The 24284-nt window shown below is 46.5% G+C and carries 29 protein-coding genes; 14 read left to right on the top strand and 15 right to left on the bottom strand.

The window, feature by feature from the left end; all coding sequences use genetic code 11:
- Positions 1–71 precede the first annotated feature (71 nt).
- Positions 72–521: an RNA polymerase-binding protein DksA gene (gene dksA / locus AC121Z_RS15245; RefSeq protein ID WP_498125049.1), complete on the bottom strand. Its 450-nt coding sequence runs from the start codon at positions 519–521 to the stop codon at positions 72–74.
- A 226-nt stretch (positions 522–747) separates the two neighbouring features.
- Positions 748–1455 carry a DNA/RNA nuclease SfsA gene (sfsA, locus tag AC121Z_RS15240; RefSeq protein WP_498125047.1) on the bottom strand — a complete coding sequence of 236 codons (708 nt, stop codon included), beginning with the start codon at positions 1453–1455 and terminating at the stop codon, positions 748–750.
- A 57-nt stretch (positions 1456–1512) separates the two neighbouring features.
- On the opposite strand from sfsA, the gene pepB reads away from it, so the two are divergent.
- On the top strand, positions 1513–2802 hold the full coding sequence (gene pepB / locus AC121Z_RS15235) for an aminopeptidase PepB (protein WP_498125045.1): 1290 nt from the start codon (positions 1513–1515) through the stop codon (positions 2800–2802).
- 27 nt (positions 2803–2829) lie between these two features.
- Here the strand turns inward: pepB and AC121Z_RS15230 are convergent, their stop codons facing one another.
- Positions 2830–3012 (bottom strand): MerR family transcriptional regulator, encoded by a 183-nt coding sequence (locus AC121Z_RS15230; protein WP_498125043.1) that lies wholly within the window; start codon positions 3010–3012, stop codon positions 2830–2832.
- A gap of 115 nt (positions 3013–3127) precedes the next feature.
- On the opposite strand from AC121Z_RS15230, the gene AC121Z_RS15225 reads away from it, so the two are divergent.
- Positions 3128–3733 carry a YhgN family NAAT transporter gene (locus AC121Z_RS15225; RefSeq protein ID WP_498125041.1) on the top strand — a complete coding sequence of 202 codons (606 nt, stop codon included), beginning with the start codon at positions 3128–3130 and terminating at the stop codon, positions 3731–3733.
- Positions 3730–4326 (top strand): DUF416 family protein, encoded by a 597-nt coding sequence (locus AC121Z_RS15220; protein ID WP_498125039.1) that lies wholly within the window; start codon positions 3730–3732, stop codon positions 4324–4326. The genes AC121Z_RS15225 and AC121Z_RS15220 overlap by 4 nt, the downstream gene beginning before the upstream one ends.
- Here the strand turns inward: AC121Z_RS15220 and rsmD are convergent.
- Positions 4323–4922 (bottom strand): 16S rRNA (guanine(966)-N(2))-methyltransferase RsmD, encoded by a 600-nt coding sequence (gene rsmD, locus AC121Z_RS15215; RefSeq protein ID WP_498125037.1) that lies wholly within the window; start codon positions 4920–4922, stop codon positions 4323–4325. The two genes, AC121Z_RS15220 and rsmD, sit on opposite strands and share 4 nt — an antisense overlap.
- A 92-nt stretch (positions 4923–5014) precedes the next feature.
- Between rsmD and ftsY the strand changes: the two genes are divergently transcribed.
- From ftsY to ftsX, 3 genes are read left to right on the top strand one after another with little or no spacing between them, the layout of a single operon-like run.
- A complete protein-coding gene (ftsY, locus tag AC121Z_RS15210) occupies positions 5015–6265 on the top strand; it encodes a signal recognition particle-docking protein FtsY (protein WP_498125036.1) in 1251 nt (416 codons plus the stop codon).
- A 17-nt stretch (positions 6266–6282) separates the two neighbouring features.
- Positions 6283–6972 (top strand): cell division ATP-binding protein FtsE, encoded by a 690-nt coding sequence (ftsE, locus tag AC121Z_RS15205; RefSeq protein ID WP_498125034.1) that lies wholly within the window; start codon positions 6283–6285, stop codon positions 6970–6972.
- Positions 6969–7952: a permease-like cell division protein FtsX gene (gene ftsX / locus AC121Z_RS15200; protein ID WP_498125032.1), complete on the top strand. Its 984-nt coding sequence runs from the start codon at positions 6969–6971 to the stop codon at positions 7950–7952. Before ftsE ends, ftsX begins: the two co-directional genes overlap by 4 nt.
- Here the strand turns inward: ftsX and AC121Z_RS15195 are convergent.
- Positions 7946–9187: an EAL and HDOD domain-containing protein gene (locus AC121Z_RS15195; RefSeq protein ID WP_498125030.1), complete on the bottom strand. Its 1242-nt coding sequence runs from the start codon at positions 9185–9187 to the stop codon at positions 7946–7948. The genes ftsX and AC121Z_RS15195 overlap by 7 nt on opposite strands.
- Positions 9188–9218: 31 nt before the next feature.
- Complete coding sequence (locus AC121Z_RS15190) at positions 9219–10442, bottom strand: EAL and HDOD domain-containing protein (protein ID WP_498125028.1); 1224 nt, start codon at positions 10440–10442, stop codon at positions 9219–9221.
- Between the two features lie 243 nt (positions 10443–10685).
- Here AC121Z_RS15190 and rpoH point away from each other — a divergent pair, with 243 nt between their 5' ends.
- Positions 10686–11540, top strand: a complete 855-nt coding sequence (gene rpoH / locus AC121Z_RS15185) for an RNA polymerase sigma factor RpoH (protein ID WP_498125027.1) — start codon at positions 10686–10688, stop codon at positions 11538–11540.
- 90 nt (positions 11541–11630) lie between these two features.
- Here the strand turns inward: rpoH and AC121Z_RS15180 are convergent, their stop codons facing one another.
- Genes AC121Z_RS15180 through pip form a run of 5 tightly spaced genes read right to left on the bottom strand, consistent with a single transcriptional unit; the run spans position 11631 to position 15668 of the window.
- Positions 11631–12056 (bottom strand): SixA phosphatase family protein, encoded by a 426-nt coding sequence (locus AC121Z_RS15180; RefSeq protein ID WP_498125025.1) that lies wholly within the window; start codon positions 12054–12056, stop codon positions 11631–11633.
- A 47-nt stretch (positions 12057–12103) separates the two neighbouring features.
- A complete protein-coding gene (gene purT / locus AC121Z_RS15175) occupies positions 12104–13288 on the bottom strand; it encodes a formate-dependent phosphoribosylglycinamide formyltransferase (protein WP_498125024.1) in 1185 nt (394 codons plus the stop codon).
- Positions 13288–14205: a bifunctional GNAT family N-acetyltransferase/hotdog fold thioesterase gene (locus AC121Z_RS15170; protein WP_498125023.1), complete on the bottom strand. Its 918-nt coding sequence runs from the start codon at positions 14203–14205 to the stop codon at positions 13288–13290. Before AC121Z_RS15170 ends, purT begins: the two co-directional genes overlap by 1 nt.
- A gap of 60 nt (positions 14206–14265) precedes the next feature.
- Positions 14266–14703, bottom strand: coding sequence for a D-aminoacyl-tRNA deacylase (gene dtd, locus AC121Z_RS15165; RefSeq protein WP_498125021.1), 438 nt, complete (start codon positions 14701–14703; stop codon positions 14266–14268).
- Complete coding sequence (gene pip, locus AC121Z_RS15160; RefSeq protein ID WP_498125020.1) at positions 14700–15668, bottom strand: prolyl aminopeptidase; 969 nt, start codon at positions 15666–15668, stop codon at positions 14700–14702. The genes dtd and pip overlap by 4 nt, the downstream gene beginning before the upstream one ends.
- A 92-nt stretch (positions 15669–15760) precedes the next feature.
- Here pip and AC121Z_RS15155 point away from each other — a divergent pair, with 92 nt between their 5' ends.
- Positions 15761–15994 carry a hypothetical protein gene (locus AC121Z_RS15155; RefSeq protein WP_498125018.1) on the top strand — a complete coding sequence of 78 codons (234 nt, stop codon included), beginning with the start codon at positions 15761–15763 and terminating at the stop codon, positions 15992–15994.
- Positions 15994–16626: a DUF2959 domain-containing protein gene (locus AC121Z_RS15150; protein ID WP_498125016.1), complete on the top strand. Its 633-nt coding sequence runs from the start codon at positions 15994–15996 to the stop codon at positions 16624–16626. The genes AC121Z_RS15155 and AC121Z_RS15150 overlap by 1 nt, the downstream gene beginning before the upstream one ends.
- A gap of 62 nt (positions 16627–16688) precedes the next feature.
- Here AC121Z_RS15150 and AC121Z_RS15145 read toward each other — a convergent pair whose 3' ends face one another.
- Both AC121Z_RS15145 and metF read right to left on the bottom strand, forming a co-directional pair.
- Complete coding sequence (locus AC121Z_RS15145; protein WP_498125015.1) at positions 16689–17567, bottom strand: virulence factor BrkB family protein; 879 nt, start codon at positions 17565–17567, stop codon at positions 16689–16691.
- Between the two features lie 51 nt (positions 17568–17618).
- On the bottom strand, positions 17619–18503 hold the full coding sequence (metF, locus tag AC121Z_RS15140; RefSeq protein WP_498125013.1) for a methylenetetrahydrofolate reductase: 885 nt from the start codon (positions 18501–18503) through the stop codon (positions 17619–17621).
- A gap of 171 nt (positions 18504–18674) precedes the next feature.
- Here metF and metJ point away from each other — a divergent pair, with 171 nt between their 5' ends.
- Positions 18675–19013 (top strand): met regulon transcriptional regulator MetJ, encoded by a 339-nt coding sequence (gene metJ / locus AC121Z_RS15135; RefSeq protein WP_498125011.1) that lies wholly within the window; start codon positions 18675–18677, stop codon positions 19011–19013.
- A 42-nt stretch (positions 19014–19055) separates the two neighbouring features.
- Here the strand turns inward: metJ and AC121Z_RS15130 are convergent, their stop codons facing one another.
- Positions 19056–20273 carry a serine hydrolase domain-containing protein gene (locus tag AC121Z_RS15130; RefSeq protein ID WP_498125009.1) on the bottom strand — a complete coding sequence of 406 codons (1218 nt, stop codon included), beginning with the start codon at positions 20271–20273 and terminating at the stop codon, positions 19056–19058.
- A 251-nt stretch (positions 20274–20524) separates the two neighbouring features.
- On the opposite strand from AC121Z_RS15130, the gene AC121Z_RS15125 reads away from it, so the two are divergent.
- Genes AC121Z_RS15125 through AC121Z_RS15110 form a run of 4 tightly spaced genes read left to right on the top strand, consistent with a single transcriptional unit; the run spans position 20525 to position 23828 of the window.
- A complete protein-coding gene (locus tag AC121Z_RS15125; RefSeq protein ID WP_498125007.1) occupies positions 20525–21415 on the top strand; it encodes a MipA/OmpV family protein in 891 nt (296 codons plus the stop codon).
- 13 nt (positions 21416–21428) lie between these two features.
- On the top strand, positions 21429–21827 hold the full coding sequence (locus AC121Z_RS15120) for a DUF3019 domain-containing protein (protein WP_498125005.1): 399 nt from the start codon (positions 21429–21431) through the stop codon (positions 21825–21827).
- A complete protein-coding gene (locus tag AC121Z_RS15115; protein ID WP_498125004.1) occupies positions 21802–22548 on the top strand; it encodes a response regulator in 747 nt (248 codons plus the stop codon). The genes AC121Z_RS15120 and AC121Z_RS15115 overlap by 26 nt, the downstream gene beginning before the upstream one ends.
- Positions 22548–23828 (top strand): HAMP domain-containing sensor histidine kinase, encoded by a 1281-nt coding sequence (locus AC121Z_RS15110; protein WP_498125002.1) that lies wholly within the window; start codon positions 22548–22550, stop codon positions 23826–23828. Before AC121Z_RS15115 ends, AC121Z_RS15110 begins: the two co-directional genes overlap by 1 nt.
- Before the next feature lie 206 nt (positions 23829–24034).
- Here the strand turns inward: AC121Z_RS15110 and AC121Z_RS15105 are convergent, their stop codons facing one another.
- Positions 24035–24178, bottom strand: a complete 144-nt coding sequence (locus AC121Z_RS15105) for a hypothetical protein (protein ID WP_498125001.1) — start codon at positions 24176–24178, stop codon at positions 24035–24037.
- Positions 24179–24284: the final 106 nt, after the last annotated feature.

Below are 24284 nucleotides of genomic sequence, written 5' to 3'. Positions count from 1 at the left end.
GCTGATAGAAAAAAAGCTACGCGGGTTAACCCGCGTAGCTTTTCTAACTTTCCAACTAACGGTTGCAGCCATTAGCCTTGTAATTGTTTTTCCTTGATCTCTGCCATCGTTTTGCAATCTATGCATAAATCAGCCGTTGGACGCGCTTCCAAGCGGCGGATGCCGATTTCAATGCCGCACGAATCGCAAAAACCAAAATCATCATCGTCAATACGCTTAATCGTTTTCTCGATTTTCTTGATCAATTTACGCTCGCGGTCACGAGTCCGCAGTTCTAAGCTGAATTCTTCTTCTTGCGCTGCACGATCCACAGGATCAGGGAAGTTTGCGGCTTCATCTTTCATGTGTGTAACTGTGCGATCAACTTCTTCGCGCAATTGGTCACGCCAAGCTTTGAGGATCAGACGGAAGTGCTCCATCTGTTTCTCATTCATATACTCTTCGTCTTTGCCTTCTTGATATGCCTGAAGTCCGGCTAACGCCAAGAGACCGAGTGGCTTATTTTCTTTAGTGGTTGGCATATGACACTTCTCCCAGAATCAAATCCATTACATCTACTTTCTTAACGTATGAGTATGTCGTCGTTCTGACAATACTGCAAACACAGTCGCTATTTCCAACGCCGGAATAAAGATGCTGATTTATCTACTCTCAGATGGGTAACAAAAACGTGGCGTGATTTGCTAGCCATCGTGCTAAAAACAAGCGGCAAATATGGCGTTGTTCTGATAAAAATCAACATGTTTTTCACAATTCAACACTGAGCTTTTGATTTATAAAGATTTTTTGTTCATCAACGTAACATTGATAAGCATGCACCTCGAGCCCCTGCGTGACTGCTTTGCGTAGCGCTTGGGCGTAGTTCGGGTCAATATGTTCAGCTGGCCGAACCACACCAATCCCGGTATGTTGAACGCAAAAAACTAATGCGCACCGCGAGTAGGTGTCGCGCTGGCGCGCTAATTCCTGACAGTGTTTAGCGCCGCGGCTAGTGACTGCGTCTGGAAAGTAACCAACGCCATTGTGAGCTAAAGTGACAGATTTTACTTCCAGCAAGCATTCTGCCTTTGACATGGTATTACATAATAAGAAATCGAACCGTGAGTCTGCGTCTGCTGGCTTGTACTCCGGTCGCGCATGATCAAATTCAGCAAAATCGACCATGCTCTGATTAGCCAGCCCTTCAGCCACGATTTTATTCGCTCGATGAGTATTAATACCAATTCGGTGACCTTGATTATTTTCAACTAGTTCCCACGTATATTGGAGTTTGCGCTTGGGGTTGTTGGCTGGACGTACCCACACGCGAAAGCCTGACTCGGCGCAACCGGTCATTGCACCTGTATTTGGGCAATGCGCGGTAATAACTTCACCGGAGTCGAGTTCAATATCTGCAAAGAAACGCTTGTAGCGCCGCAACAGTTTACCGGGGATAAGTGGCGATTCGAAATCCATGGAATCCTGATGTAGGTTTGTTACAGTAGCGCGCAAGAATAGCAAAAAGGGCTAATAATGTCGGATTTTACTTTACGCTTAACAACAGATTTACCCAGTGGCGCTTGGCGCGAAGATTCGTTGATCAGTTTTGCGCAAAACGGGGCTTATATCCATCTTAATGAAGCTGGCTTGAATTTGCGCCGGATCCAAAAAGCTGCGCGCATGCTTGAGAGCAATGCCATCGCTCGACTTCAGTTAGCGGGTGATTGGGATATAGAACAACAATGGGCATTTGCGATTAGTTTTGTCTCCCACAAGGCTAAAACCGAATTGTTTTTCTGTGACAACGCCGATAAAGCGACGTTGCAACAGCGCTTAAAGGCACTCGTATTTACGCGTAGATTAGTCAATGAAACGCCTGAAGTGATGAGTCCCGTATATCTCGCAGAGCAGGCAGCACAGTGGTTGTCATCGCTTGCGCCTGAGTACATCAGCCACCGCATCATCACCGGTGAAGAATTGGCTGCACAGGGTTGGACTGGGATATACAATGTTGGGCGTGGCAGTGAACGCCCACCAGCCATGCTGGTCCTAGATTTTAATCCCACTGGCGATAGTCAAGCGGCTGTTACCTCGGCACTGGTCGGTAAAGGGATCACCTTTGACAGTGGCGGTTACAGCATTAAATCCAGCGAGGGGATGCTGGATATGAAGTGTGATATGGGTGGTGCGGCAACCGTATGCGGTGCGCTTGGACTAGCCATTATGCAGGGGCTGAAGACACGCACTCAGTTGTTTTTATGCTGCGCTGAGAACTTGATCAGTGGGCACGCGTATAAACTTGGCGACATATTAACCTACAAAAACGGTTTAACAGTGGAAATTGTTAACACCGATGCTGAAGGTCGCTTAGTGCTGGCAGATGGCTTGATGGCAGCGACTGAAAGTGGCGCTTCATTAATCATCGATGCAGCAACATTAACCGGAGCCGCAGTTGCGGCCGTTGGTAATGAGTACAATGCACTGTTTTCATTGGATGATGAGTTGCGTAATAAAATGCTGCAGTGGGCGGCGTTAGAGAACGAAAAAACCTGGCCATTGCCGTTAGAGCGTTGGCACCAAGAGAAATGCCCTTCAAACTTCGCCGATACCGCCAATAGTCGTCCGGTCAAAGGCGGTGGTGCGGGTGGTGCTTCAAATGCGGCAGGGTTTTTATCGCGTTTTGTGGCCGAAGACGGCAAAGGGTGGGCTCATTTAGATTTGGCAGCGGCATACAGTGGAGCAGCCACAAACACCATGCCAGCGGGCGCTACTGGCCAAGGCATACGCACCATTGCACGTGCACTGCTAGAGCACACGGCGTAAGATGATAATGGGCGCGTTTAGCGACAGTTAAATGCCGCCCAGACGTTCTGCTAAGGTTTTGTATCTTTCCACATCGTCTTTATCAAACAAGGGCTTACCGTTACCGTCCTTGTCTTTTGCAATCAGCAGGCTTTCTCTTTCAAGGCGCTCTACGCGGATTTCTTGCACCCCTAAAAATTCTGCAACTTCGCTAACTGACATTAAACTCATAGTCGATTCCTTTAATAAAATTTCAACACGATCGTTATTAATGTAAACCGTAACTATAAATTTCGCTATAATGGCGTGCAATTTTATCGATAAATCAGGTTTTTGCGGAGTTAAAATGGATACGCTATCGGCAGCGGTGATGTTGTTCCTGATTATGGATCCATTAGGCAATCTACCCATTTTTACATCGATTTTAAAAGGTATTGAGCAAAAGCGTCGCCGCATTGTTGTGGTGCGTGAATTACTGGTCGCGCTTGCAATCTTGTTTGTGTTTTTGTTCAGCGGTCAAGCTATTCTGGATTTTCTTAACGTTGGCCAAGAGACCGTGCGGATTGCGGGTGGGGTCATATTGTTTTTGATTGGTCTTAAGATGATATTTCCGCAACCGGGTGGTGTAACCGGCCTCGCAGTTGGAGAAGAGCCCTTTATAGTGCCGCTTGCAGTGCCAATGATTGCGGGTCCAAGTACCCTTGCTGCGCTGATATTGTTAAGCAATCAAGACCCATCACGAATGTTAGACTGGTCGTTAGCGTTGTTTTCTGCATGGCTGGTTTCTGCGGTTATTTTGCTATTTTCAGGTGTCTTCCAGAAACTGCTGGGTGAGCGCGGATTGTCGGCCATGGAGCGATTAATGGGCATGATCCTCATAATGATCGCGATTCAAATGTTATTAGATGGTGTTAGCGCTTATATTGCGCATGCTACGGAGATTGGTGCATGAGTGACCAACAACAGAAATTATCTACCTTTGCGCAAGTAAGAGCCTTGTCAAAGGTTCAAGCCGTTGGTTTTTGCGCCGCCATGTTACAGCGCCAAATGGCTAACTTTTCGTTGTTTTGCGATTTGTGCGACTGGGATGGTGACGCACAAATGCATAAAGCCTTAGCGCAACTGTGGCTTGCCTACGAAGCATTAGTCGCGAAACGCAAAATTACGACTAACTTTACCCTCCTCAAAGACAAAGTCGAAGAAGCGAGTCCAGATCCACAAGCTTTTGATAATTTTGGGGTTTATCCGGCGGTTGACTGTGCCATGTCAATGGTGGCTGCATTAGGTTTACTGACCGGTGACGATGAGCAAGGGGCGGTTGCAGTGAGTAAACTGTCACAGGGTAGTGTTGAGGCTGTGATTTTGGCAACCGAAGGCGAGCTAGATAATGCCGCAATCAAACAGCATCCCTTGATGCAGCGTGAAGTCGAATTTCAGCAAAATTTACTAAAAGTGTTAACTCAATCGCTGCCGCTTGGCGCTGAATTGAAAACCTTGGCGCTAGCTGATAATGCCACAAACATTGGGGTTAGTTTAGAGGATTAACGTGTCCATAAACCGAAAGCCACTTGCGCCGTGGTCTTTTGTTTTTGGCAAGTCAGGCCAAATTGGCTGGGCAATTCACTCAGGTTCTTTTCAGTCTCAATGTAGAGTGTTGCGTGTTCTGCTAATACAGCACTGTTGGTCAAGTGTTGTAATATCGGGGCTAGAAACTCTTGATGAAATGGCGGATCCAAGAAAACCAGATCGTAAGTTTCGGTAGCGCTTTGCAAGTAGCTTAATGCGTCATTCACAATGAGGCGTGCCGCCTCTTGGGGTAAATGCAATCGTGTGATGTTTTGTTGGAGTTGCTCAGCAACCCGTTTATCTTTTTCCACAAAATCTACGTGCTTGGCATACCGCGACAGAGCCTCAAACCCCAAACTTCCACTACCGGCAAACAAGTCCAGACAGCGAGCATCTCGCACGTCATGCATTAGCCAATTAAACACGGTTTCTTTGGTTCGGTCAGTGGTTGGCCGCAGACCTTGCGCATTCAGAACGGGAAGCTTGCGGCCGCGCCATTGACCGGCAATTATCCGGATGCTGCCAGTGGATGCCTGGATGCTTTGCGAGTTTTGCCGTTTTCTATCTCGCTTCATGGGTGTTGGCAATGTTAAGATGTCCGCTTATTTATGTACATATGCTAGTGTATCTGAAATCTTCGGATACGTTGAGATGGAAGCAAGCTTAGATGTCAAAATTTTTTGATTGGTTTAATAAAGACAAGTCGAAACCCGCAGTGTCCGATGAGCAAAAAGTTGAAAATAGCTCCGCAGGCGCAGAGGCTGCCTCTTCAGATGTTGCCAGTTTAGCCCAGCAACCATCCCCACCAGAACAAATAGAAGGGGCAGAAGCATACCATCATCATGCTACGCCGGCAGAAAGCGCCCCACAGGCAGACCCAGTGCCATCTGAAGGTGGAGAAGAACCAAGCTCAGTAACTGCTCCTGTATCAAACCCGACCGCGGAAAAAGCGTTCGTAACAGAGGCCTCGGAACCACAGAAACCCAAGTTCTTCGAGCGACTAAAAGCTGGGTTGTCGCGCACTAAGCAAAATATTGGTACCGGGTTTGTTGCCCTATTCAAAGGCAAGTCCATTGATGATGACCTGTATGAAGAACTTGAAACTCAGCTGTTAGTCGCTGATGTGGGGATGGACACGACGACGAAGATTATTGACCGGTTAACTGAAAACGCCAAGCTGTCACAATTGAAAGATGGTGAGGCCTTGTATGCCATGCTACGCGAGCATATGCAGGAGATGCTTGAGCCGGTTAGTCTGCCGTTGGAGTTAAATAATAGTCAAGGCCCCTATGTGATCCTGATGGTGGGCGTCAATGGGGTTGGAAAAACAACAACCATTGGCAAGTTAGCCAAACAATTCCAGCAACAAGGTAAGCGGGTCATGTTGGCGGCTGGAGATACCTTTAGAGCAGCCGCGGTTGAGCAATTAGAAGTGTGGGGAGAACGCAATAATATCCCTGTTATTGCTCAACACACGGGCGCTGACAGCGCCTCGGTGTTATTTGACGCGTTGCAAGCCGCTAAAGCACGGAATGCTGATATATTGATTGCTGATACGGCTGGCCGGTTACAAAATAAAGACAATCTTATGGAAGAGCTCAAGAAAGTGGTGCGCGTGATGCAAAAAATTGATCCATCAGCACCCCATGAGGTGATGCTGACGGTCGATGCTGGAACTGGGCAAAATGCTATCAGTCAAGCCAAACTGTTTGGACAAGCGGTCAACGTGAGTGGCATAACACTCACTAAACTTGATGGTACTGCCAAGGGTGGGGTTATTTTCGCAATCGCCGATCAACTCGGTATTCCGATCCGATACATTGGCGTTGGAGAAGGCATTGATGACTTGCGGCGCTTTGACAGTCGCGAATTTATCAATGCATTATTCAGTGACAATGAAAATCGCGACTCGCAGTAATTAACAATGGCGTTGGTATGATCAAATTTGAGCAAGTAAGTAAGACCTATCCGGGTGGCCAGCGTGCGCTCCAGAAAGTGAATTTTCATCTGCAAGCGGGTGAAATGGCCTTTCTTACCGGGCACTCTGGCGCGGGTAAAAGTACTTTGCTCAAATTAATCAGCATCATGGAGCGGCCGACTGTTGGCAAAATTTTCATCAATGGCCATGACTTAGGCAGCATCACGCGGAATCAAATTGCCTATATTCGCCGGGATATTGGGATGATATTTCAAGACCACAATCTGCTACTGGATCGGACGGTTTTTGATAATGTGGGTCTGCCACTGGTTATCGAAGGGTATTCACATAAACAAATTAAGAAGCGCGTAGCAGCGGCGTTAGAGATGGTCGGTTTGAGTGATAAGATCCGCCAGTTACCCATGGCGCTCTCCGGGGGAGAGCAGCAGCGCGTCGGCATTGCGCGCGCCATCGTCAATAAGCCGCCGTTGTTACTCGCCGATGAGCCTACAGGAAACCTCGACCCTAAACTGTCGATGGAGATTATTCGGTTATTTGAAGATTTCAATCAGGCTGGCGTTTCGGTGTTGATTGCGACCCATGACCTCGGCCTGATCGCTCGCATGCGCTATCGCACATTAACCCTGAAAAACGGCCAAATGATCACCGATGGACTTACCGAGTCAGCGCCGGAGATGTTGCTATGAGTTTACTCTTCAAAGATCGACCCAGTGGCGCTGTGCACTCGAACAAAATCAATCTTGTGCAACGCATTCTGATGTTTTTCGTTAATCATTTACGTCAGGCGTTATACAGCTTAGGCGAACTTTGGCGGCAACCCGTTGCGTCTATGATGACGATCGGTGTACTGGGTCTGAGTATTACATTACCCAGTACCTTGTATATCTTGGTCAGCAATGTAGAAAAAATGAGTGAGGGTTGGCAGCAAGCCTCAGAAATCTCGTTGTTTCTCAAGAGCTCGGTGAATGAAAGACAATCACAACAATTGGTCACGCGGTTGGGGTTATGGGAAGAAGTTGATGGTGTAGTCTTTATTCCCAAGCAACAAGCGCTGCAGGAGTTTGAGCAACTTTCTGGGCTCGGCGATACGATCGCTTACCTGCCCGAAAACCCAATTCCAGATGTTGTTCTGGTAACGCCGACTAGCAAGCATAGCAGCCCCACAGCTGCGAAGCTGTTGTTAGAAAAACTGCTTAACGAACGGGAAGTGGACATTGGGAAATTAGATATCGATTGGTTAGAACGTTTATACGCGCTGGTCAATGTAGCGCGAGAACTCGTTACCTTCATCGGATTGCTTTTATTTATGGCAGTAGTCCTGATTATCGGTAATACAATCCGCTTAAATATCCTGAATAAACGGGATGAAATCATCGTAATGAAACTGGTGGGTGCCACTGACGCTTTTATTCATCGCCCGTTTTTGTATACCGGCTTTTGGTATGGCTTGCTCGGCGGCCTAATTGCCTGGTTTGCGGTATTGACCATATTGTGGTGGATGGATGCCAGCATCACCCGTTTTGCTGAGCTTTATCAGAAACAGTTCTCCATTTCCGGTTTAGATGGAGGCGCGCTACTGACCATGCTCGGGCTTTCGGTATTGTTGGGGTTGTTAGGATCGTTTATTTCCGTACAGCGGCATGTGCGCCAGATCGAACCTCAATAATTGACTTTGCGTTGCGGGAAATATGAAGACAATGTTTGTCTTACGCCATTGCCCCAGACAATGGCTTGATTATATAAACTGTGCAGCTCTTTTTGGTCGATTTCTAACTGTTTGGATGCACGAATAACGTTTAACCATAAACCGCTTTCAAAGGCTCGCACTAAGTTAAAGTAGCGACTAAATTCTTCGCTTTCACCCAAGATCCCTTGGTTTATTTCATCCGCGAGTGGTAGCTGGACGAGAATGTCACTCATGCTTTGATCAAGTAACGCATCGAGCAGTGAAAATAACCCAATTAAGAACCCGACAGGGGGATCCAATTTTAAGTGACGTTTTTGCGACAACAGGTCAAAAAATTTCGCCCGCACTAATGACATATGAGTGAGTTCTAAGGGCTTTTCGTCACTGAGGTTGGCCAAAGATAATAGGGCAATAAACTTCTTAATTTCGACTTCGCCCATATAGTTCAGAGCATGACGCAATGAACTGATCTTATAGCGCTTATTGATCATAGGGTTGTTAATAAAGCGCAAGAGCAAGTACGACAAAGCCGCATCACGCTCGATGATCTGATTGATCCGATCAAAATCAAAATCGGGGTTACTACTTTCTCCCATCAGATCAACAAGGGTTAACTTGCTGGCGGGTAAATCGCGTTGCAAGCGAGCTTCAGGCTGGGCGAAAAAATAGCCTTGAAAGAATTGAAATCCCAGCGATTGAGAAGTGGCAAAGTCATCGTAAGTATTTACGTGTTCTGCGACCAACTCCAAATTAGCATCAACTAAACGTGGTAACTGCTTTTCTAAGTGCTCAAAACGATTCACCGCGAGGTCGATTTTCACGATATCGACCAATGGCATTATCTCCGATTTTCGATTGAGCAGTTGCGGGTCGTCGAGGGCTATCCGATACCCCAAATTTTTGGCATGCTTGCAGGCGTCAGCTAAACCAATATCACCACTTGGATCACGGTTTAATTCAATCACCACCCGATCGGGATCCAGTTCTTTGGGGACGCCCTGCATTAACGTTGCTGGCTCTAAACTAATAAACGAGGTTTTATCGCCTGAAATATCGTCTAATCCCAAGGCATAGAAATGCTCGGTAATGTACTGCTGTTTCTTCTCTTCGTATTGCGGTAGAGCACCTTCCTTGCCATCGCGGAAAATGAGTTCATACGCATAGACATCCTTTTCTTTGTCTAGGATGGGATGTCGAGCTACAAATGCAAACATAGTTTAATCCTTTACTTCAGCAGACTCGCGTTTATTCGCTTAGCGCACTTTGCTTCATCGCGTGCCCCCACTTCATGGCTTCATTATAGAAACTATGAATTAAAGCTTGCTCAACGCCGTGTTGCTTGGAAAAGCGTTCTACTGCAGGCCAGTTGCCCACTTCAAACGCTCTGGCTACATTAACACACGCGCGCAATAAGTTTTCATTCCCAATGAGCGCCAATTTAACGTTATCGGCGAGGGGCAGTTTTTCCACAAGCGCTTGCATTGATTGATCCAAGATAGTGTCTATCAAAGAAAACAACCCCGTTAAAAAGCCGGTCGGCGGATTTTCTTTTTCTTTTAGTAATAATGAAATGAGCTCACAAAACTTAGCACGCACCAGAGACATGTGCATCAATTCAATAGGCTTGCCTTCACTTAAGTTCGCTAATGCGAGCAGGGCGATAAATTTCTTTACTTCTATTTCGCCCATATAGGTCAGCGCATGGCGTAATGATGTGATCTTATTGCGTTTGTTAAACAAGGGGTTATTAATAAAGCGCAACAACATAAAGGATAAACCTACGTCACGTTGCAAAACCTCGTTTACCTTATCATAATCGAAAGTCGCACTCGAACTGACGGCCACCAATTCTAACAGGGACAGTTTAGACGCCCCCATTTGTTTGTTTTTAACGATTTCTGGTTTGGCTAAAAAGTAGCCTTGAAAATAGTCAAATCCCAGTGTTTTAAATCGCTCAAATTCGTCCAGAGTTTCTACTTTCTCTGCTACCAGCTTCGCTTTTGCTGCTTTGAGTTCAGGTAGCTTGGTTTCTAATTGCTCTTGACTCACTTCCTGAATATCAATCTTAACGAAGTGGACAAAAGGCAAAAATGGGTCCCACTTAGGATCCAAATCATAATCGTCGAGTGCTAACTTATAGCCGAGATCGCGAATGTGCTTACATGCACTCACTAGTTCTTTGGTCACTTTTACGGTTTCAACGATCTCGATTACCACGAGGTTGGCATCCAGTGAAGTTGGAAAGCGATAGAGCAGCGTGTCTTGATGAAAGTTGATAAACGCAATTTTATTGCAGCTCACCTCTTCAATGCCCAATGACAGGTGATTTCCGGTTAGTATCTTTGAAGTGGCCTCATCAGCGTTTATTTCAGGGAAACAGTTTTGTTCTCCGTCACGAAACAACAACTCGTACGCAAAAACGTTTTTTTCGGCATCAACAATGGGCTGGCGAGCGACATGTGCAAACATAACAACAATTCTCTGGCATGGTTGAATTACCACAATTAATCTGAAATTGTACGTTGATTGTTAAAAAATGAAACTTTTTTATACGATTGGCGGTCTTGTATTAGGCAAAAACGTCACCATATCGCTTAGGTTAACAGGGAATCCGATAAATAATTGACCGAAAACGCGGTGAAGGTCGTATAAGTAGGTAGTTTTAATACGGTGGCTTTGCTACACTTTTCGGATATTTATTAGAGGTAACACATGAGTTCAAAAATGCAATCCATGGCATTATCTGTTCCTCTCAGTGGCAGTATCGAGAGCTACATTCAGGCAGTTAGCGGCATAGATATGCTAACCGCAGAAGAGGAACGTGAGTTAGCGATTCGCTTACGTGATGAAGAAGATTTAGGCGCCGCCAGAAAGTTGGTTATGTCGCACCTACGATTTGTTGTCCATATTGCTAAGTCATACGCCGGGTATGGCTTACCGCAGGCCGACTTGATCCAAGAAGGTAATATTGGGCTGATGAAGGCAGTAAAGCGCTTCGACCCTAGTGTGGGGGTGCGTTTGGTTTCATTTGCGGTGCATTGGATCAAAGCTGAAATCCACGAGTTTGTGCTAAAAAACTGGCGCATTGTGAAAGTGGCGACAACCAAAGCGCAACGTAAATTGTTTTTCAATCTGCGTAAGGCGAAAAAACGCTTAGGTTGGTTTACGCATGAAGAAGTGCAAAAGGTCGCAGAGGAATTAGGCGTCAGTACTAAAGAAGTACTTCAGATGGAAGCTCGCATGAGCAGTCAAGACACGGCTTTTGACTTATCTGCCGATGACGACGAAAGCGGGAATTTTGCGCCGGTTCAATACTTAGAAGATAAGTCTGCCGACGTTGAACAAGACGTGATTGATAACAACTGGGATCAGCGCGCGTCTAAGCGTTTGTACGCAGCGATTAAAACACTTGATGCTCGCAGTCAGGAGATCATCGAAACCCGTTGGTTGTCTGATGATAAAACCACATTGCAAGATTTGGCTGACAAATATCAAGTGTCCGCTGAGCGTGTTCGGCAGATTGAAAAGAATGCTATGAAGAAATTGCATTCAGCAATGGCTGCATAGAAGACGACTTTATAGTTTGAAGCAAACGCCGGCGATAGCCGGCGTTTTTTATTGCCGTCTTTAAATCAGCGTACTTTCGTCGATGGTTGTTTACTGCCTGATTACAACATGGTGTTGGCGAATAAGCTGTTGCTTATCTTTTACCAAGACAAAGATATCCCCATAATCTTTTTCAGTTAAAGATTTGGCTTCGCCGCCGAGACGTTCTACCAGATCGGGAACGGTATTGCTGTGGCCAACTATCACGCAATCTTGTTGTAGCGCATCTAAGCTATTGATCAACTGTTCGGGTTGCCGTGGATCATATAATCGGACTTCAGTCTCAAGCGCGCTTGCCAAAGTCTCAACGGATTGCCGTGTACGTTGATAATTTGTTGTATAAATACATTGTAGGGCATTGCCAGACAGCAGAGTGGCTAGCGCTTGTGCTTGCTGCATTCCGCGCGCAGACAGTGGGGGATTGTCGGTTATTGGTGCTTTTTCAAAATGCCTTAGTATGTAGTAGGTGTGTGCCATCGCGTTATTGCATAGGCAAGACAATAAAAGGCCTAGAAGAAATCCCCTCATGCTAACTTAACCTTAACCTTAGCAGCCGCTTGTTGGGCATTTGCCACTGCGCTTTCGACGGTGTCACTCAGTGCTAACGTTACACCCATGCGGCGGGTTCCTTGCACCGCAGGTTTGCCAAATAAACGCATATCAGTGTCACTGCAGCTCAGTGCTTGGTCCAATGCGCCAAATTGAATATCGGTTGAATCGCCTGACACCAAGATAACGGCCGATGCGGCATTACCTAATTGTCGAATATTTGGAATAGGTAAGCCGAGAAATGCGCGCGCATGCAGGGCAAATTCCGACAATGACTGTGAAATTAAGGTGACTAACCCAGTATCGTGAGGACGTGGTGACACTTCACTAAAAATCACCTCATCGCCTTTGATGAACAGTTCCACTCCAAACAGCCCTTTCCCACCCAGCGCGGCGGTAACTTGCGCAGCGATGGCTTGCGCATTGGCGAGCGCAGTCGTCGACATTGCTTGAGGTTGCCATGATTCCCGATAATCCCCCTGCTCCTGCCGGTGACCAATTGGCTGACAAAAACTAACACCATCACGATGCTGAATGGTTAACAAGGTAATTTCGTAGTCAAAATTCACTTGCCCCTCGACTATGACCCGCCCTTTGCCCGCTCTACCTCCTTCTTGGGCATATTGCCAAGCAGCCTCAATATCATCCGGGCCAGCGAGATGAGATTGGCCTTTGCCAGAAGAACTCATAATTGGTTTAACAAAACAGGGGTAGCCAATGACCTCGATGGCTCGCTTGAAATCCGCATAGTTGTCAGCAAATTGATAGGTTGAGGTTGGTAAACCGAGTTGCTCAGCAGCCAAGCGGCGGATCCCTTCACGGTTCATAGTGGTGTGAACCGCATTGGCAGATGGAACAACAGTAAATCCCTCTTGTTCCAAGCGTAGCAGCTCGGCGGTCGCAATGGCCTCAATTTCAGGCACAATGTAGTGGGGCTGTTCCTGCATTACTGTCGCGCGTAATTGCTCAGCATCCAACATCGAAAACACATGCGCGCGGTCAGCAACTTGCATGGCTGGGGCATGCGCATAGCGGTCACAGGCAATAACCTCACAACCAAGACGTTGTAACTCAATGACCACCTCTTTGCCGAGTTCGCCGGCGCCGAGTAACATTACACGCGTCGCATTACTGCTGAAAGGGGTTCCGATCGCAGGCATTATTTTTCTCCGTGGGTTGCAGTGAGCGGGAGTACCCAAAAAACACCGCTAAATTCAGCTACGGCATTATCACCGTCGAGGATATCAACACTCAGTTTGACCGGACACTTCTTGCCATTGGCTAAGTTTTCAAATTTGGCGTTCACAGACTCAATATTACAAATCGCTCGTGGCTGCATAGTAATCGGTTTGTGGTAATGGATATCGCCATCGCCCAGTACAATATCGCCTTCGAGGCCTTGTTGCTTGAGTTGCAGATGGATCATACCCCAGCCAGTTAAGGTCGCGAGTGAAAAAATACTCCCAGCAAACATGGTGCCATGAACATTGATGTTTTTGTTCAGCGATGCGCGCGTTTCAAGCGTGCGGCCACTGTACTGGTAAATTTTTATGCCCATGTGCTCAGAAATTGGGATCGTATCTGACCAGGTTGCCTGCAACTCTGCACACCATTTGGGATGCAGCATCAACACGTTGTTTTCTGTGAGTTCCTTCACCATTTGGCTGCGTTTTAGTTTGTTTAATTCGTTGGGCGCTTCAGCTTCAACGTTATAGCCGCAGGATTCAAAGAATGCGATGGATGTTTCGCGACTATTGGTAATGGCTCGTGTCGCACCAAGTTGACGAGCCACCGCCTCTAGGGCAGACAAGATCATTTGCCCAAGCCCTTTGCGCTGATGATTGAGTGACACGGCAATGTGCCTGACTTGTGCTTCCTCTGAGGTATTTAGATGAACCCTGCCAACCGCGACAATCTCTCCTTTGCCATCGACAATCATCCGATGTTCGGCGACACTCTCGTATTCGTCTTTTTCACTCCCTGGCGGGAAATTCCATGGCTTACGTAACAATTGCCAACGGAAGTCAAAGTAGCGTTCAAACTCTTCGTCACTGACAGGTGTTGCTATTTTATACACAGCAGACTCGCTCAATAATAGAAGATAAACATTAGACCTTATTGTCGGGGAGTGGGCAAGTCAGCTGGTGAGCCAAAACGTCACTGGCCCGTCATTCACCAAAGCAATCTGCATGTCTGCACCGAACACGCCGCATTCGACCGGTGTGTGCAGCACGCGGGCCTGGTTAACGAAATAGGTAAATAATTCTTCTCCTAATTGTGGAGAAGCCCCTTTTGAAAACCCAGGGCGAGTGCCTTTTTGAGTGTCCGCCACCAGGGTAAATTGCGAGACAATCAAAAGACCGCCGCTAATTTGTTGTAGGTTAAGGTTCATGCGCCCCTCAGCATCAGCAAATACGCGGTAGTTTAAGATTTTCTTGAGCAGTTTGTCGGCGTGTGTTTTATCGTCGCAGCGCTCAACGCCAAGTAGTAATAGTAAGCCAGCATCAATGCTGCCAACGCATTGATGGTCAATACTGACACTCGCTTGTGAAACCCGCTGGATCAGTCCAATCATGTCGTCCTACTAATATATTTAAAAAACTCATCGGTCGCTTTGCGTAAAGCGTTCGCAATACCGTCTTCACTTGTACTATGCCCCGCATCGGGAACATATAATAACTGACTGTTCTCCCATCGTTGGTGTAACGCATAGGCAGCTTCCGCTTTGCAGATCATGTCATAGCGACCGTGAATGATAGTACCTGGAATGTGCGCGATGGTGGCGATATTATCGAGAATATAGTTCTCTGGAATAAAGCATTGGTGTTTGAGGTAATGGCACTCTAACAACGCCAAACTCTTTACCATGTGAAAATGCTGATGTGCCAATACGTTCGTGTAGGCCAAAACCAGTTTCGATATACGTTCTTCCCAGCTATACCATGCTTGCAAGGCATGTGCTTGAGTAACTTCATCAGCAGCATTGAAAATCGCGTAATAGCGGTTGCAGATATCCTCGCTAGTCATGGCGCGATCCGTGGGTTTAGCAAATTCAGCATAGGCTTCAGGATAAACACTTGCTGCGCCGCCATCAGGCCTTAGAAACCAGTCGACATCCTGCTGTCGCGCCAGAAAGGTGCCGCGCAAGATGAGCCCGGTGATGTGCTGTGGAAATCGAATGGCATATATCAAAGCGAGGGTTGCCCCCCAGGAGCCACCAAACACTAACCATGAAGAAATGCCTAAATATTGGCGAATTTGCTCAAGATCCCTCACTAAATGGTCTGTCGTATTGGCATACAGGGCGGCGAATGGCGTACTCTTACCGCACCCACGCTGGTCAAATCCGATGATATGATAATGTTCTGGATTGAAAAAACGTCGGTAGATAGGATTTAGTCCAGCCCCAGGCCCACCGTGGATAAATAGCACTGGGATGCCGCTAGGGTTGCCGCTCATTTCAACATACAGGGTATGCTCATCACCGACGTTTAACATGGTGGTTTGGTATGGCGCAAGATCAGGATACAGATTTGGCATTCTTTTTGTATTATTCCACTTGTAGTCGAACAGGTGTTCGCCTATGTTAAGAACACTTTGATTGCAAATTCAACAGTTATGGAGAAAGAAATATGTCAGGACAAGGTTCAGGCGGAAATGTTATTGCGGCTATTTGTAGTTTTTTTATTGCTGGACTTGGCCAATTGGTGCAAGGACGGATTTTGGCGGCGTTAGTCTTTTTCGTGTTAGTGTGGGTAAATTATGCACTGGCCGCGACCGGAATTTTATTTTTTATGGCTGTCCCAGGGTTTATTTTCCACGTGTGGGCAATTATTGACGCGGCACGCTTCAAGGGTGCCAGCTAATGCGCGCACTGATTATCGCGTCATTACTATTTCTAAGTGCTTGCCAGAGTGCGTATTACGCAGCATGGGAGAAGCTTGGGGTAGAAAAGCGCGATATTCTTGTTGACCGTGTTGAAGACGCACGCGAGAGCCAAGAGGAAGCGCAACAGCAGTTTTCCTCTGCCCTCGAACAGTTCAGCACGTTAATTAATTTTGATGGTGGTGAGCTGCAGGCTGTTTATGAAGCACTCAGCGATGAGTATGATTCCAGTAAAGCGGCGGCTGAAGCCGTTAGCGCTCGTATCGATAGTGTAGAGAACGTGGCCGAGGCACTGTTTGCCGAATGGCAAGAAGAATTGGGTAACTATTCTAATGCTAATTTGCGCCGTGACAGTGAGCGTCAATTAAAAGACACGCAACGTCGTTACAACACCTTAATTAAAGCAATGCGTAAGGTTGAAAATAGTATGGATCCGGTTTTGGCCTCATTGCAAGACAACGTTCTGTACTTAAAGCACAACCTAAATGCCAATGCAGTGGGTGCATTGCAAGGCGAGTTGAATACTATCCGTAAAGATGTTGGCCGTTTAATCAGCGAAATGAATGCTGCCATCGAGCAATCGAACCAGTTTATTCAGTCGCTCAACGGCTAGTTGTTAAGCAATAAAGAGCCTATCGCTCGGTTACTGAGTTGAGTGAGAAAAACACACTCAACTCAGCTTTCTGTGCTGACTTCGCGAGGTTCTTGTTCAACACGTTTTTCAAACGTTTCTGTCACTGCGCAGGTGAACTCTGCACCTAACAGCACCACGATCCAAGATAAATAAATCCATACAAACAAGATCGGAATAACCGCGAGCGCCCCGTAAATTAATTCGTAAGAAGGAAAACTCGTGACGTACAGTGAGAACCCTTTCTTGGTTAGCTCAAATAACAGGGTGGATAACACCGCACCACTTAATGCGTATATAAACCGCACGCGCCGGTTGGGTACTAACATAAAGAGGATCAAGTAGGCGGCTATCGACGTCAAACTTGGCACTAACTTCAGAAAAAAAGTACCGAGCCCTGGGGTATACTCCTCAGCAAAATTCGCCAGCCCGACCAAATAGGAGCTTACAACGACGCTTGAGCCAATCAATAGTGGCCCCAGGGTTATCACCATCCAATAGATGGCAAAAGTATAAATCAGTGGCCGTTCGCTCGGAGTACGCCAGATAGCATTGAGGGTCTTATCAACATTAGAAATCAGCAAAAGTGCAACAACAAGCAGTGAAAGAATACCGATCGCACCCATTTCTGAGGCGTTACCTACAAATTCTCCAATGTAGTTTTGCACCACATCACCGGAAGCCGGTACAAAGTTATTAAAAATAAAGTTTTCGATTTTTCCGCGGGCAGTCTCAAAAGCCGGAAACGCTGACATTAAGGTGAAAAACACCATAATGAAAGGCACTAACGACAATAACGAGACATAAGCTAAATGGCCCGCAGACACGGTGATTTTGTCTTCTTTACAACGGTAAAGAAACGTCGCACCTAAGCGCCCCAGTGCGGGTTTTATCACTTGCCAACGCTCAACGAACGTATTCATAGTCTTCCGAATGTAGTTTTCGCCAAGCGAAAATAATTAAATGTTCAGTGGCTATTCTTGTCTAAGTCCAAGCATATGGCAAATCGCAAAACTCAATTCACTGCGGTTAAGGGTGTAGAAATGAAAATGCTTTACCCCTTCTTTCGCTAGCACCTTTACCATATCCATCGCAATGTTTGCGCCAAGCAAGTTACGCGTAGTTTGATCCGCTTCATCTAAGCCATCAAAATGTTTATGCAGCCAGGCGGGAACATGAACATTGGTCATCGCTGCAAAGCGCAAAAGGGTTTGATAATTGGTGACGGGCAAAATCCCGGGGACAATATCTAAATCGATCCCCGTTGCGGCAGCGCGGTCACGAAAGCGCAAAAACACCTCGGTATCAAAAAAGAATTGGGTAATGGCTTCGCTTGCACCCGCCTCGTTCTTGCGCTTGAGATTTAATAAGTCAAATTGTGCGTTAGGCGCTTCTGGGTGCTTTTCTGGGTAGGCGGCAACCGAAATATCAAAATTTGCCACTTCTTTCAGAAGCTTGACTAAATCTGACGCGTATAAAGCCGGCTTCCCGCCACCCGGTGGCAGGTCACCGCGTAACGCAACAATGCGTCGAATACCATTGTTCCAATAATCCTGCGCAATACTTTTTAACTCATCTTCACTGGCATCAATACAGGTCAAATGGGGCACTGCAGGCACGCCCGTTTGATGTTGAATTTGTTTGACAATATCGTGGGTCCGGTCACGTTCGCCACTGTTTGCACCATAAGTAACCGACATATAGGCTGGCTTTAGCGGTGTTAGCCGCTCAATTGATTTCCAAAGTGTTTTTTCCATTTGCTCGGTCTTAGGAGGAAAAAATTCAAATGAAACGGCAATGTCATTCAGTTCGGAGAGCGACTGATTGAGTGCATCAATACCTTGTGCGTATGAGACCATAATAGAAAATAACTTTGCAAATAGACGTTTAGACGTCTAAATTAATGGTAATGATAGGGGGAGTCAAGCATTCTTATGTGCTTTATAGCGAATAAGTTATGGTTAATTGACCTTTACGAAATTGCGGTTAGAATTTCCCCGCTAAAACAATAATGAATAAAAGGCTAGCCAATGGCAGAGTGGAATGGCAAATACATTCATCCGTATGCAGAACACGGAAAGAAGAGCGAGCAAGTAAAAAAGGTCACCGTTTCAATACCCATTAACGTATTGAAAGTGTTAACCGATGAGCGCACGCGGCGCCAGATCAATAATCTACGCCACGCGACCAACTCGGAATTGCTGTGCGAAGCCTTTTTGCACGCATTCACCGGCCAGCCGCTACCGAATGATGATGATTTGCGGAAAGACAATCCTCATCGCATTCCTTCTGAAGCCCGTGAAATCATGCGTTCAATGGGTATGGATCCTGATGATATTGATGCCTTGGAAGACAGTGCTGAGGAATAAATGTGGGTTAGCCAGAGACTAACCCACTACTGCCGCTGCTAATTATTTTGCTAAATAATAGGTAATGATTTGGTTCACCACTGAAGCTGCAGCTTCCTCGCAAATATCGCCTCCGCAGTTGACCATTAATGCAATCGTGATGTTTTTTTCGGGCCACAAAACGTTATGTGTTAACCAACCAAACTGGTCGCCACCATGGTGAAATAGTGTGGTATCGCCAGCGGTTTCCTTGAACATACCTAGCCCATAAGCTATGTCACTGTTGGGTAAATAGCCGCCTATGCCATTTAATGTGATCAGGCTTTGCTCATGAGTCATTGCTGACAACAAAGACTTGCCGGGCAGAAAATTGGCATTTTGTAGCGCATATTGCCATTTTGCGAGGTCATCCACGGTGCTAGCTACTGGAGCGTCAGAAACGCCTAAACGGTACAAGTGTGGGCGTAAGTTACCAATCGTTGGCTGCACGGCCAAGTCAAACTCCATGAGGTCACGATAGCCGCTGACAATATCGTCCTGAGTCGTCTCGAGTCCAAGATAGCGAGTTGCATCCATTCCAAGAGGCGCCAGTATCCGTGCGTTGAGTGCATGACTGCTATGTTTTTCGAGTACCGCTGATATCACCATGCCAACCAGTACGTATCCGGTGTTACTGTATTTGAATTGACTTCCTGGGTAGAAATCAGGTTCACGGTCCAAAATGAATGGGAGTAAATCTTCATCTAACCAGATATCGTCAGGGGTAGCTAAAAATGTCGACAGAAACAATGGATGATTCAAGTAGTCGCGCACACCGGCGGTATGATTTAATAGCTGGCGTAACGTGATAATGTCGCTGTACGCCAGATGTTCAGTAATGGTATCGCCCAAATAATGCTTGATGGGGCTATCAAGGTCGAGCCAGCCCTCGTCAACCAGTAAGGTAACTAATGCAGCAACCAGAGTTTTGCCGACACTGCCAATCGGCATTCTCGCATCTAGCGGCATGGGTTCCAGGGTCTCTGTATCAGTTACACCAGCACTTACCCAATGTCTATCAGTAGCAGTATCAACCAGTAGCACCATGCCAGGGACGTTATCTGAAATTGCCGCGTCTAGCAGTGCTTGGTAGTCGAGATCTTGTGCGACAGGCTCTGGTAATGGCTTAGGCTCAGGTTGACTGGTGATAGGGTGAGACGAGGATCCACCGCAGCCGGTTAACATTGAGGCAACCAGCAGACCAACAGTGCAGGTAGATTTCAGTTGAGTAAAAAATTTCATTGTGATTCCTTCGGTTAGATAATTTACCGGTACAGGATATCGTCACGAATCACTCGTGGTTGTATGCGAATGTATCAACGGTACACGTGACTTCCCCTTGGTAACCCGAGTAGTCATAAGTCTTTGTGGGCGGGCGAACAAAAAAGTACTGTCGCTTGATACAAATCGATACAATATGAGGAAACTTGGTACGCAAAATAGCCAACAACTTCCCTACGATTAATGCCTCGAAAAACAACTTGGATAGTTTTATGACCATTTCTAAATTAGTGACAACCGTTGTGGTGCTTCTTGTCGTAGGGGCTAGTAGTTTGTCGCCAGCAGCGTTCGCCGATGACGAAGATTTTTCATTTTATGCGGCTGTTAGCATTGTGGCTGGCGCACAGGAACGTATTCACATCGACCCTGATTTGAGCAGCACGCAATATATGGATGAATTTTGGGGCATTAACTTGGATCTAAGGGCTCAGTACCATGGCTTTTTTATTGAGTTACCCGGCAACAGTCAGGAGACCGAAGATGGTCAATATGCAGGCCCAGCCATTGGCTATAATTTTTATAACTCACGCCATTGGGCTTGGGATGTCTACTTCGCCAACACTGCACAGGAAGTGGAATATCGTCTAAGCGGACCGTTACAGGCATACCATATCAAGCGCGAGAGCGATGAGCGAGTAGGTTTAAGGTTCAGTGGCTATTTTGACCAAATGTTGACTCAGTTAACGCTAATGCCACACAGTTTTAGCGATGGTATTGGTGGACTTGAAGCCACAGCATCAGCACGTTATGACTGGCAGATCCGTAATGTTAACGTGTATATAGCCGGCGGTGTGCGCTATCGCTCGAGTGAAGTCTGGACGCATTTTTATGGCCTAACAGAGGCGGACTCAGAGCAAATTTCTTTGGTCGCAGAAGGCTTCGAGCAGGCGCAACGTATCCGTGATTATTTTGTCCCTTACCAAGCGGGTAGCGGAATGGCATTGAGTGCACGGGTTGGTTTTGAGTATCCGCTCAATCAACGTTGGGTTGTTGGCGGTTTTGTGAATGTTGAACGCTTACCATCGGGTGCTGCAAACAGTCCATTCCGAGGCGGTGACAACGTTAACGTTACATCCTTATTCAGCCTTACCTACGTGTTTTAATGGAGTGCCAAGAATGACTTTATTAAAACAACTTTTACTGCTACTCAGCCTCCTATTTTGCGCCTACACCGAGGAGGTAATGGCACAGGACTCTGGCACGGTAGATCTGCAAATTAAGCCATCTCAATGTGTATCGTTGCGGCAGGGGCAAACCTGTTATGTAGAAGTGGAGTTAGTCTGGCAATCGAATGAGCTAGGCGATTATTGTTTGTATGTACAATCCCAGAAATCCCCTGTCCAATGTTGGACCGGTCGCTCTGCTGGGAACTCCACGTACGAAGCTGCAACAACCAATGATTTACTATTTGTGCTAACACCAGCAAATTCTCGCACCGTGCTGGCGCAAGCTGAATTAAAAACCGCTTGGGTTTACCAGAAGAAGCGCAATGCCGTATCGTGGCGTTTATTCTGAACTTGGAGAAACGATGACGACCTTATCACCCAGTATTCTTTTGGTTGAAGATGACGTTGAACTCGCGCAGTGGACAGCTGACTTTTTAACTAAAAAAGGCCTAAAAGTGCTACACACGGTGTCTGGCAAAGAGGCGATCACCCTAGTTCGGCAGCATATGCCAGAGCTCGTTATACTTGATGGGATGCTGCCTGATTTGGATGGTCTGGACGTGTGTAGAGAAGTACGAGCATTTTACAATGGGCCTATCTTGATGTTAACCGCGCGTGATGAGGAGATTGACGAAGTGATAGGTCTCGAAGTCGGTGCTGATGACTATGTGATAAAGCCAGTAAGAGCGCGAGCACTGCTTGCCAGGATCCGAGGGCTGTTGCGGCGGCATGAAGTTAACAGCGAGGTGTTAGTGACAGAGCCTAGTCGCTTGTCTGTTGCAGGTTTAGTGATTGACAGAAATACGCGCAGAGTCACTCGTGGTGACACGGATTTAGCAATCACCAGCCATGAATTTGATGTCATATGGCACTTGGCGTCTCATGCAGGAGAGATTATTAGCAGAGAAACACTCGTGAAGATCTTGCGAGGTTTTGATTACGACGGATTTGATCGCTCAATTGATTTACGAATTTCGCGTCTGCGCAAGAAACTTGGTGATGATGGTGTTGAGCCAACCATTATAAAAACGGTTTGGGGTAAGGGTTATATGATGGCAAAGCTGAATTAATGCGGCGTATATCACTTTCACTGGTTGGACCGGTTGTGCTCGCATTTATTGGATTAGGCTGGATGTTTGATACCATTTATCAGCACTATTGGGGACCGTCATCTGTTGCCACTCCATCTGAATCGCAGCAGCTTTTTACAGCGCTGGCAAGCACATTAGATAAAGCCCGTTCACCGACTGAATGGTTAGCGCATTGGCCTAGTGGAAGCCAGTTCAAAGTCCGACTCGTGTCACTGCAAGACATAGCACTACCTGTAGAGCTAACGAGCAAACTAGAGGAGGGGGAGGTGTTGGAGTTGGAAACCGCCAGTGGACGCAATGCAATGGTTTACCTTCCCTCCCATTCTAGCTTGCTTGTCATGGATCTGCCCAACCTGGCAAACCGCTCCCAGATTCAATGGGTTAGGGTTGGATTTACTACGGTTTTTTACGTCCTACTCGGTATGATTTTGATGCTTTGGCTAATTCCGTTGTTAAGGCGAATTAGTCAGTTGGAATTGGCAGCTAAACGGTTTGGAAAAGGAGACTTGGCAACCCGCGTAAGACCACACAAAAGTTCCTATATCTATTCATTGGAACAAACCTTTAATGCAATGGCGCGGCAAATTGAAGAATTGTTGGCCGATGTAAAGTTGCTGAGTTCAGCTGTGTCGCATGATTTGCGCACACCACTTGCTAAAATTCGGCTCGGGCTTGAGATTATGGCGGAGGAGCAATCTTTCGAAAAGCGGCAAGCATATGAACAACGCTTACAGCATCACGTAGATGAAATGGTGTCTCTTGTAGAGGCTCTCATGGATTACGCTAGGATGGACCAGGCATTGCATTCTCTGCCGAAGTATCCAGTCAATATAGCAACTTTGATTACCAACATCTGTGGTGGACTTGAGCCCAAAAAAGGCGTTCGCTACAACATAGATCCGCTACGGGTATATGTAATGGGAAGCAGTGACTACCTGCAACGTGCACTTGGCAATGTTATCGAAAATGCAATGAAATATGGTAAAGGTACTGTGCAGATCAATGTTAAACGAGAGCTCGCGCAGATCCACATCATCATTGAGGATAATGGTGAAGGTATCGATGAAAATGAATCTACTGATATCTTCAAGCCATTCACGCGAGGGCAAAGTAATACTAAGCGAGATGGCTTTGGTCTGGGCTTGGCATTTGTGCAGCGCATCATCGAATGGCATGCGGGAAGTATTCGAGTTTCCCAGAGTCGCCAGTTAGGCGGTGCTAGATTCGATATTTCATTGCCGGCAATAGAAAATTCGTGAATCTATTCTCAAGTATAGAAAATTCTGCCGAATGTAGAGGGTCTGGTTTACTCGTGCAACCAGACTCTTATGATAAGCGCCGGTATAAGCTAACTGCTCAACGCCTTAGAAAGTGGCAAGTTGAACTAATGCCACTAAAATAGCGCTGTGCAACAGAACAGCTGACTACGACGTACCTTAATAATGAAAATTAAGCCTCAATTTGCTTAGTGACTATCATTAGACTGTTGGATGGCGTTTCTACAAACCTGATCACCATAGTAGTTGTTGGCATAGTTACAGCGTTGAATAACCGGTTGGCTAGGCGCGAAACGTAGCACGGATTGAATGTGTCGGATAAAGTTTTGCATAATCAACTCCTAGTGAATGAAGCTGCAGTATGCATACCTAAAACAATTGGTTAAATTAACTAAAATTGATTTATTTAATCGTATTTATGAATCAACTATATTGCCA

The organism is Alteromonas sp. DYW1 (assembly GCF_059752595.1).
This window is presented reverse-complemented; position numbering and strand designations above follow the sequence as displayed.

Coding starts and splice junctions, on each gene's coding strand:
- AC121Z_RS15120 (WP_498125005.1), top strand. CDS start 21,429: ATGACTTTATTAAAACAACTTTTACTGCTACTCAGCCTCCTATTTTGC.
- AC121Z_RS15155 (WP_498125018.1), top strand. CDS start 15,761: ATGTCAGGACAAGGTTCAGGCGGAAATGTTATTGCGGCTATTTGTAGT.
- ftsY (WP_498125036.1), top strand. CDS start 5,015: ATGTCAAAATTTTTTGATTGGTTTAATAAAGACAAGTCGAAACCCGCA.
- dtd (WP_498125021.1), bottom strand. CDS start 14,703: ATGATTGGACTGATCCAGCGGGTTTCACAAGCGAGTGTCAGTATTGAC.
- AC121Z_RS15105 (WP_498125001.1), bottom strand. CDS start 24,178: ATGCAAAACTTTATCCGACACATTCAATCCGTGCTACGTTTCGCGCCT.
- sfsA (WP_498125047.1), bottom strand. CDS start 1,455: ATGGATTTCGAATCGCCACTTATCCCCGGTAAACTGTTGCGGCGCTAC.
- AC121Z_RS15115 (WP_498125004.1), top strand. CDS start 21,802: ATGCCGTATCGTGGCGTTTATTCTGAACTTGGAGAAACGATGACGACC.
- AC121Z_RS15110 (WP_498125002.1), top strand. CDS start 22,548: ATGCGGCGTATATCACTTTCACTGGTTGGACCGGTTGTGCTCGCATTT.
- AC121Z_RS15145 (WP_498125015.1), bottom strand. CDS start 17,567: ATGAATACGTTCGTTGAGCGTTGGCAAGTGATAAAACCCGCACTGGGG.
- metF (WP_498125013.1), bottom strand. CDS start 18,503: ATGGTCTCATACGCACAAGGTATTGATGCACTCAATCAGTCGCTCTCC.
- purT (WP_498125024.1), bottom strand. CDS start 13,288: ATGCCTGCGATCGGAACCCCTTTCAGCAGTAATGCGACGCGTGTAATG.
- ftsX (WP_498125032.1), top strand. CDS start 6,969: ATGAGTTTACTCTTCAAAGATCGACCCAGTGGCGCTGTGCACTCGAAC.
- AC121Z_RS15220 (WP_498125039.1), top strand. CDS start 3,730: ATGAGTGACCAACAACAGAAATTATCTACCTTTGCGCAAGTAAGAGCC.
- AC121Z_RS15180 (WP_498125025.1), bottom strand. CDS start 12,056: ATGGCACACACCTACTACATACTAAGGCATTTTGAAAAAGCACCAATA.
- ftsE (WP_498125034.1), top strand. CDS start 6,283: ATGATCAAATTTGAGCAAGTAAGTAAGACCTATCCGGGTGGCCAGCGT.
- AC121Z_RS15230 (WP_498125043.1), bottom strand. CDS start 3,012: ATGAGTTTAATGTCAGTTAGCGAAGTTGCAGAATTTTTAGGGGTGCAA.
- pip (WP_498125020.1), bottom strand. CDS start 15,668: ATGCCAAATCTGTATCCTGATCTTGCGCCATACCAAACCACCATGTTA.
- AC121Z_RS15195 (WP_498125030.1), bottom strand. CDS start 9,187: ATGTTTGCATTTGTAGCTCGACATCCCATCCTAGACAAAGAAAAGGAT.
- AC121Z_RS15225 (WP_498125041.1), top strand. CDS start 3,128: ATGGATACGCTATCGGCAGCGGTGATGTTGTTCCTGATTATGGATCCA.
- rsmD (WP_498125037.1), bottom strand. CDS start 4,922: ATGAAGCGAGATAGAAAACGGCAAAACTCGCAAAGCATCCAGGCATCC.
- rpoH (WP_498125027.1), top strand. CDS start 10,686: ATGAGTTCAAAAATGCAATCCATGGCATTATCTGTTCCTCTCAGTGGC.
- metJ (WP_498125011.1), top strand. CDS start 18,675: ATGGCAGAGTGGAATGGCAAATACATTCATCCGTATGCAGAACACGGA.
- AC121Z_RS15190 (WP_498125028.1), bottom strand. CDS start 10,442: ATGTTTGCACATGTCGCTCGCCAGCCCATTGTTGATGCCGAAAAAAAC.
- pepB (WP_498125045.1), top strand. CDS start 1,513: ATGTCGGATTTTACTTTACGCTTAACAACAGATTTACCCAGTGGCGCT.
- AC121Z_RS15125 (WP_498125007.1), top strand. CDS start 20,525: ATGACCATTTCTAAATTAGTGACAACCGTTGTGGTGCTTCTTGTCGTA.
- dksA (WP_498125049.1), bottom strand. CDS start 521: ATGCCAACCACTAAAGAAAATAAGCCACTCGGTCTCTTGGCGTTAGCC.
- AC121Z_RS15130 (WP_498125009.1), bottom strand. CDS start 20,273: ATGAAATTTTTTACTCAACTGAAATCTACCTGCACTGTTGGTCTGCTG.
- AC121Z_RS15150 (WP_498125016.1), top strand. CDS start 15,994: ATGCGCGCACTGATTATCGCGTCATTACTATTTCTAAGTGCTTGCCAG.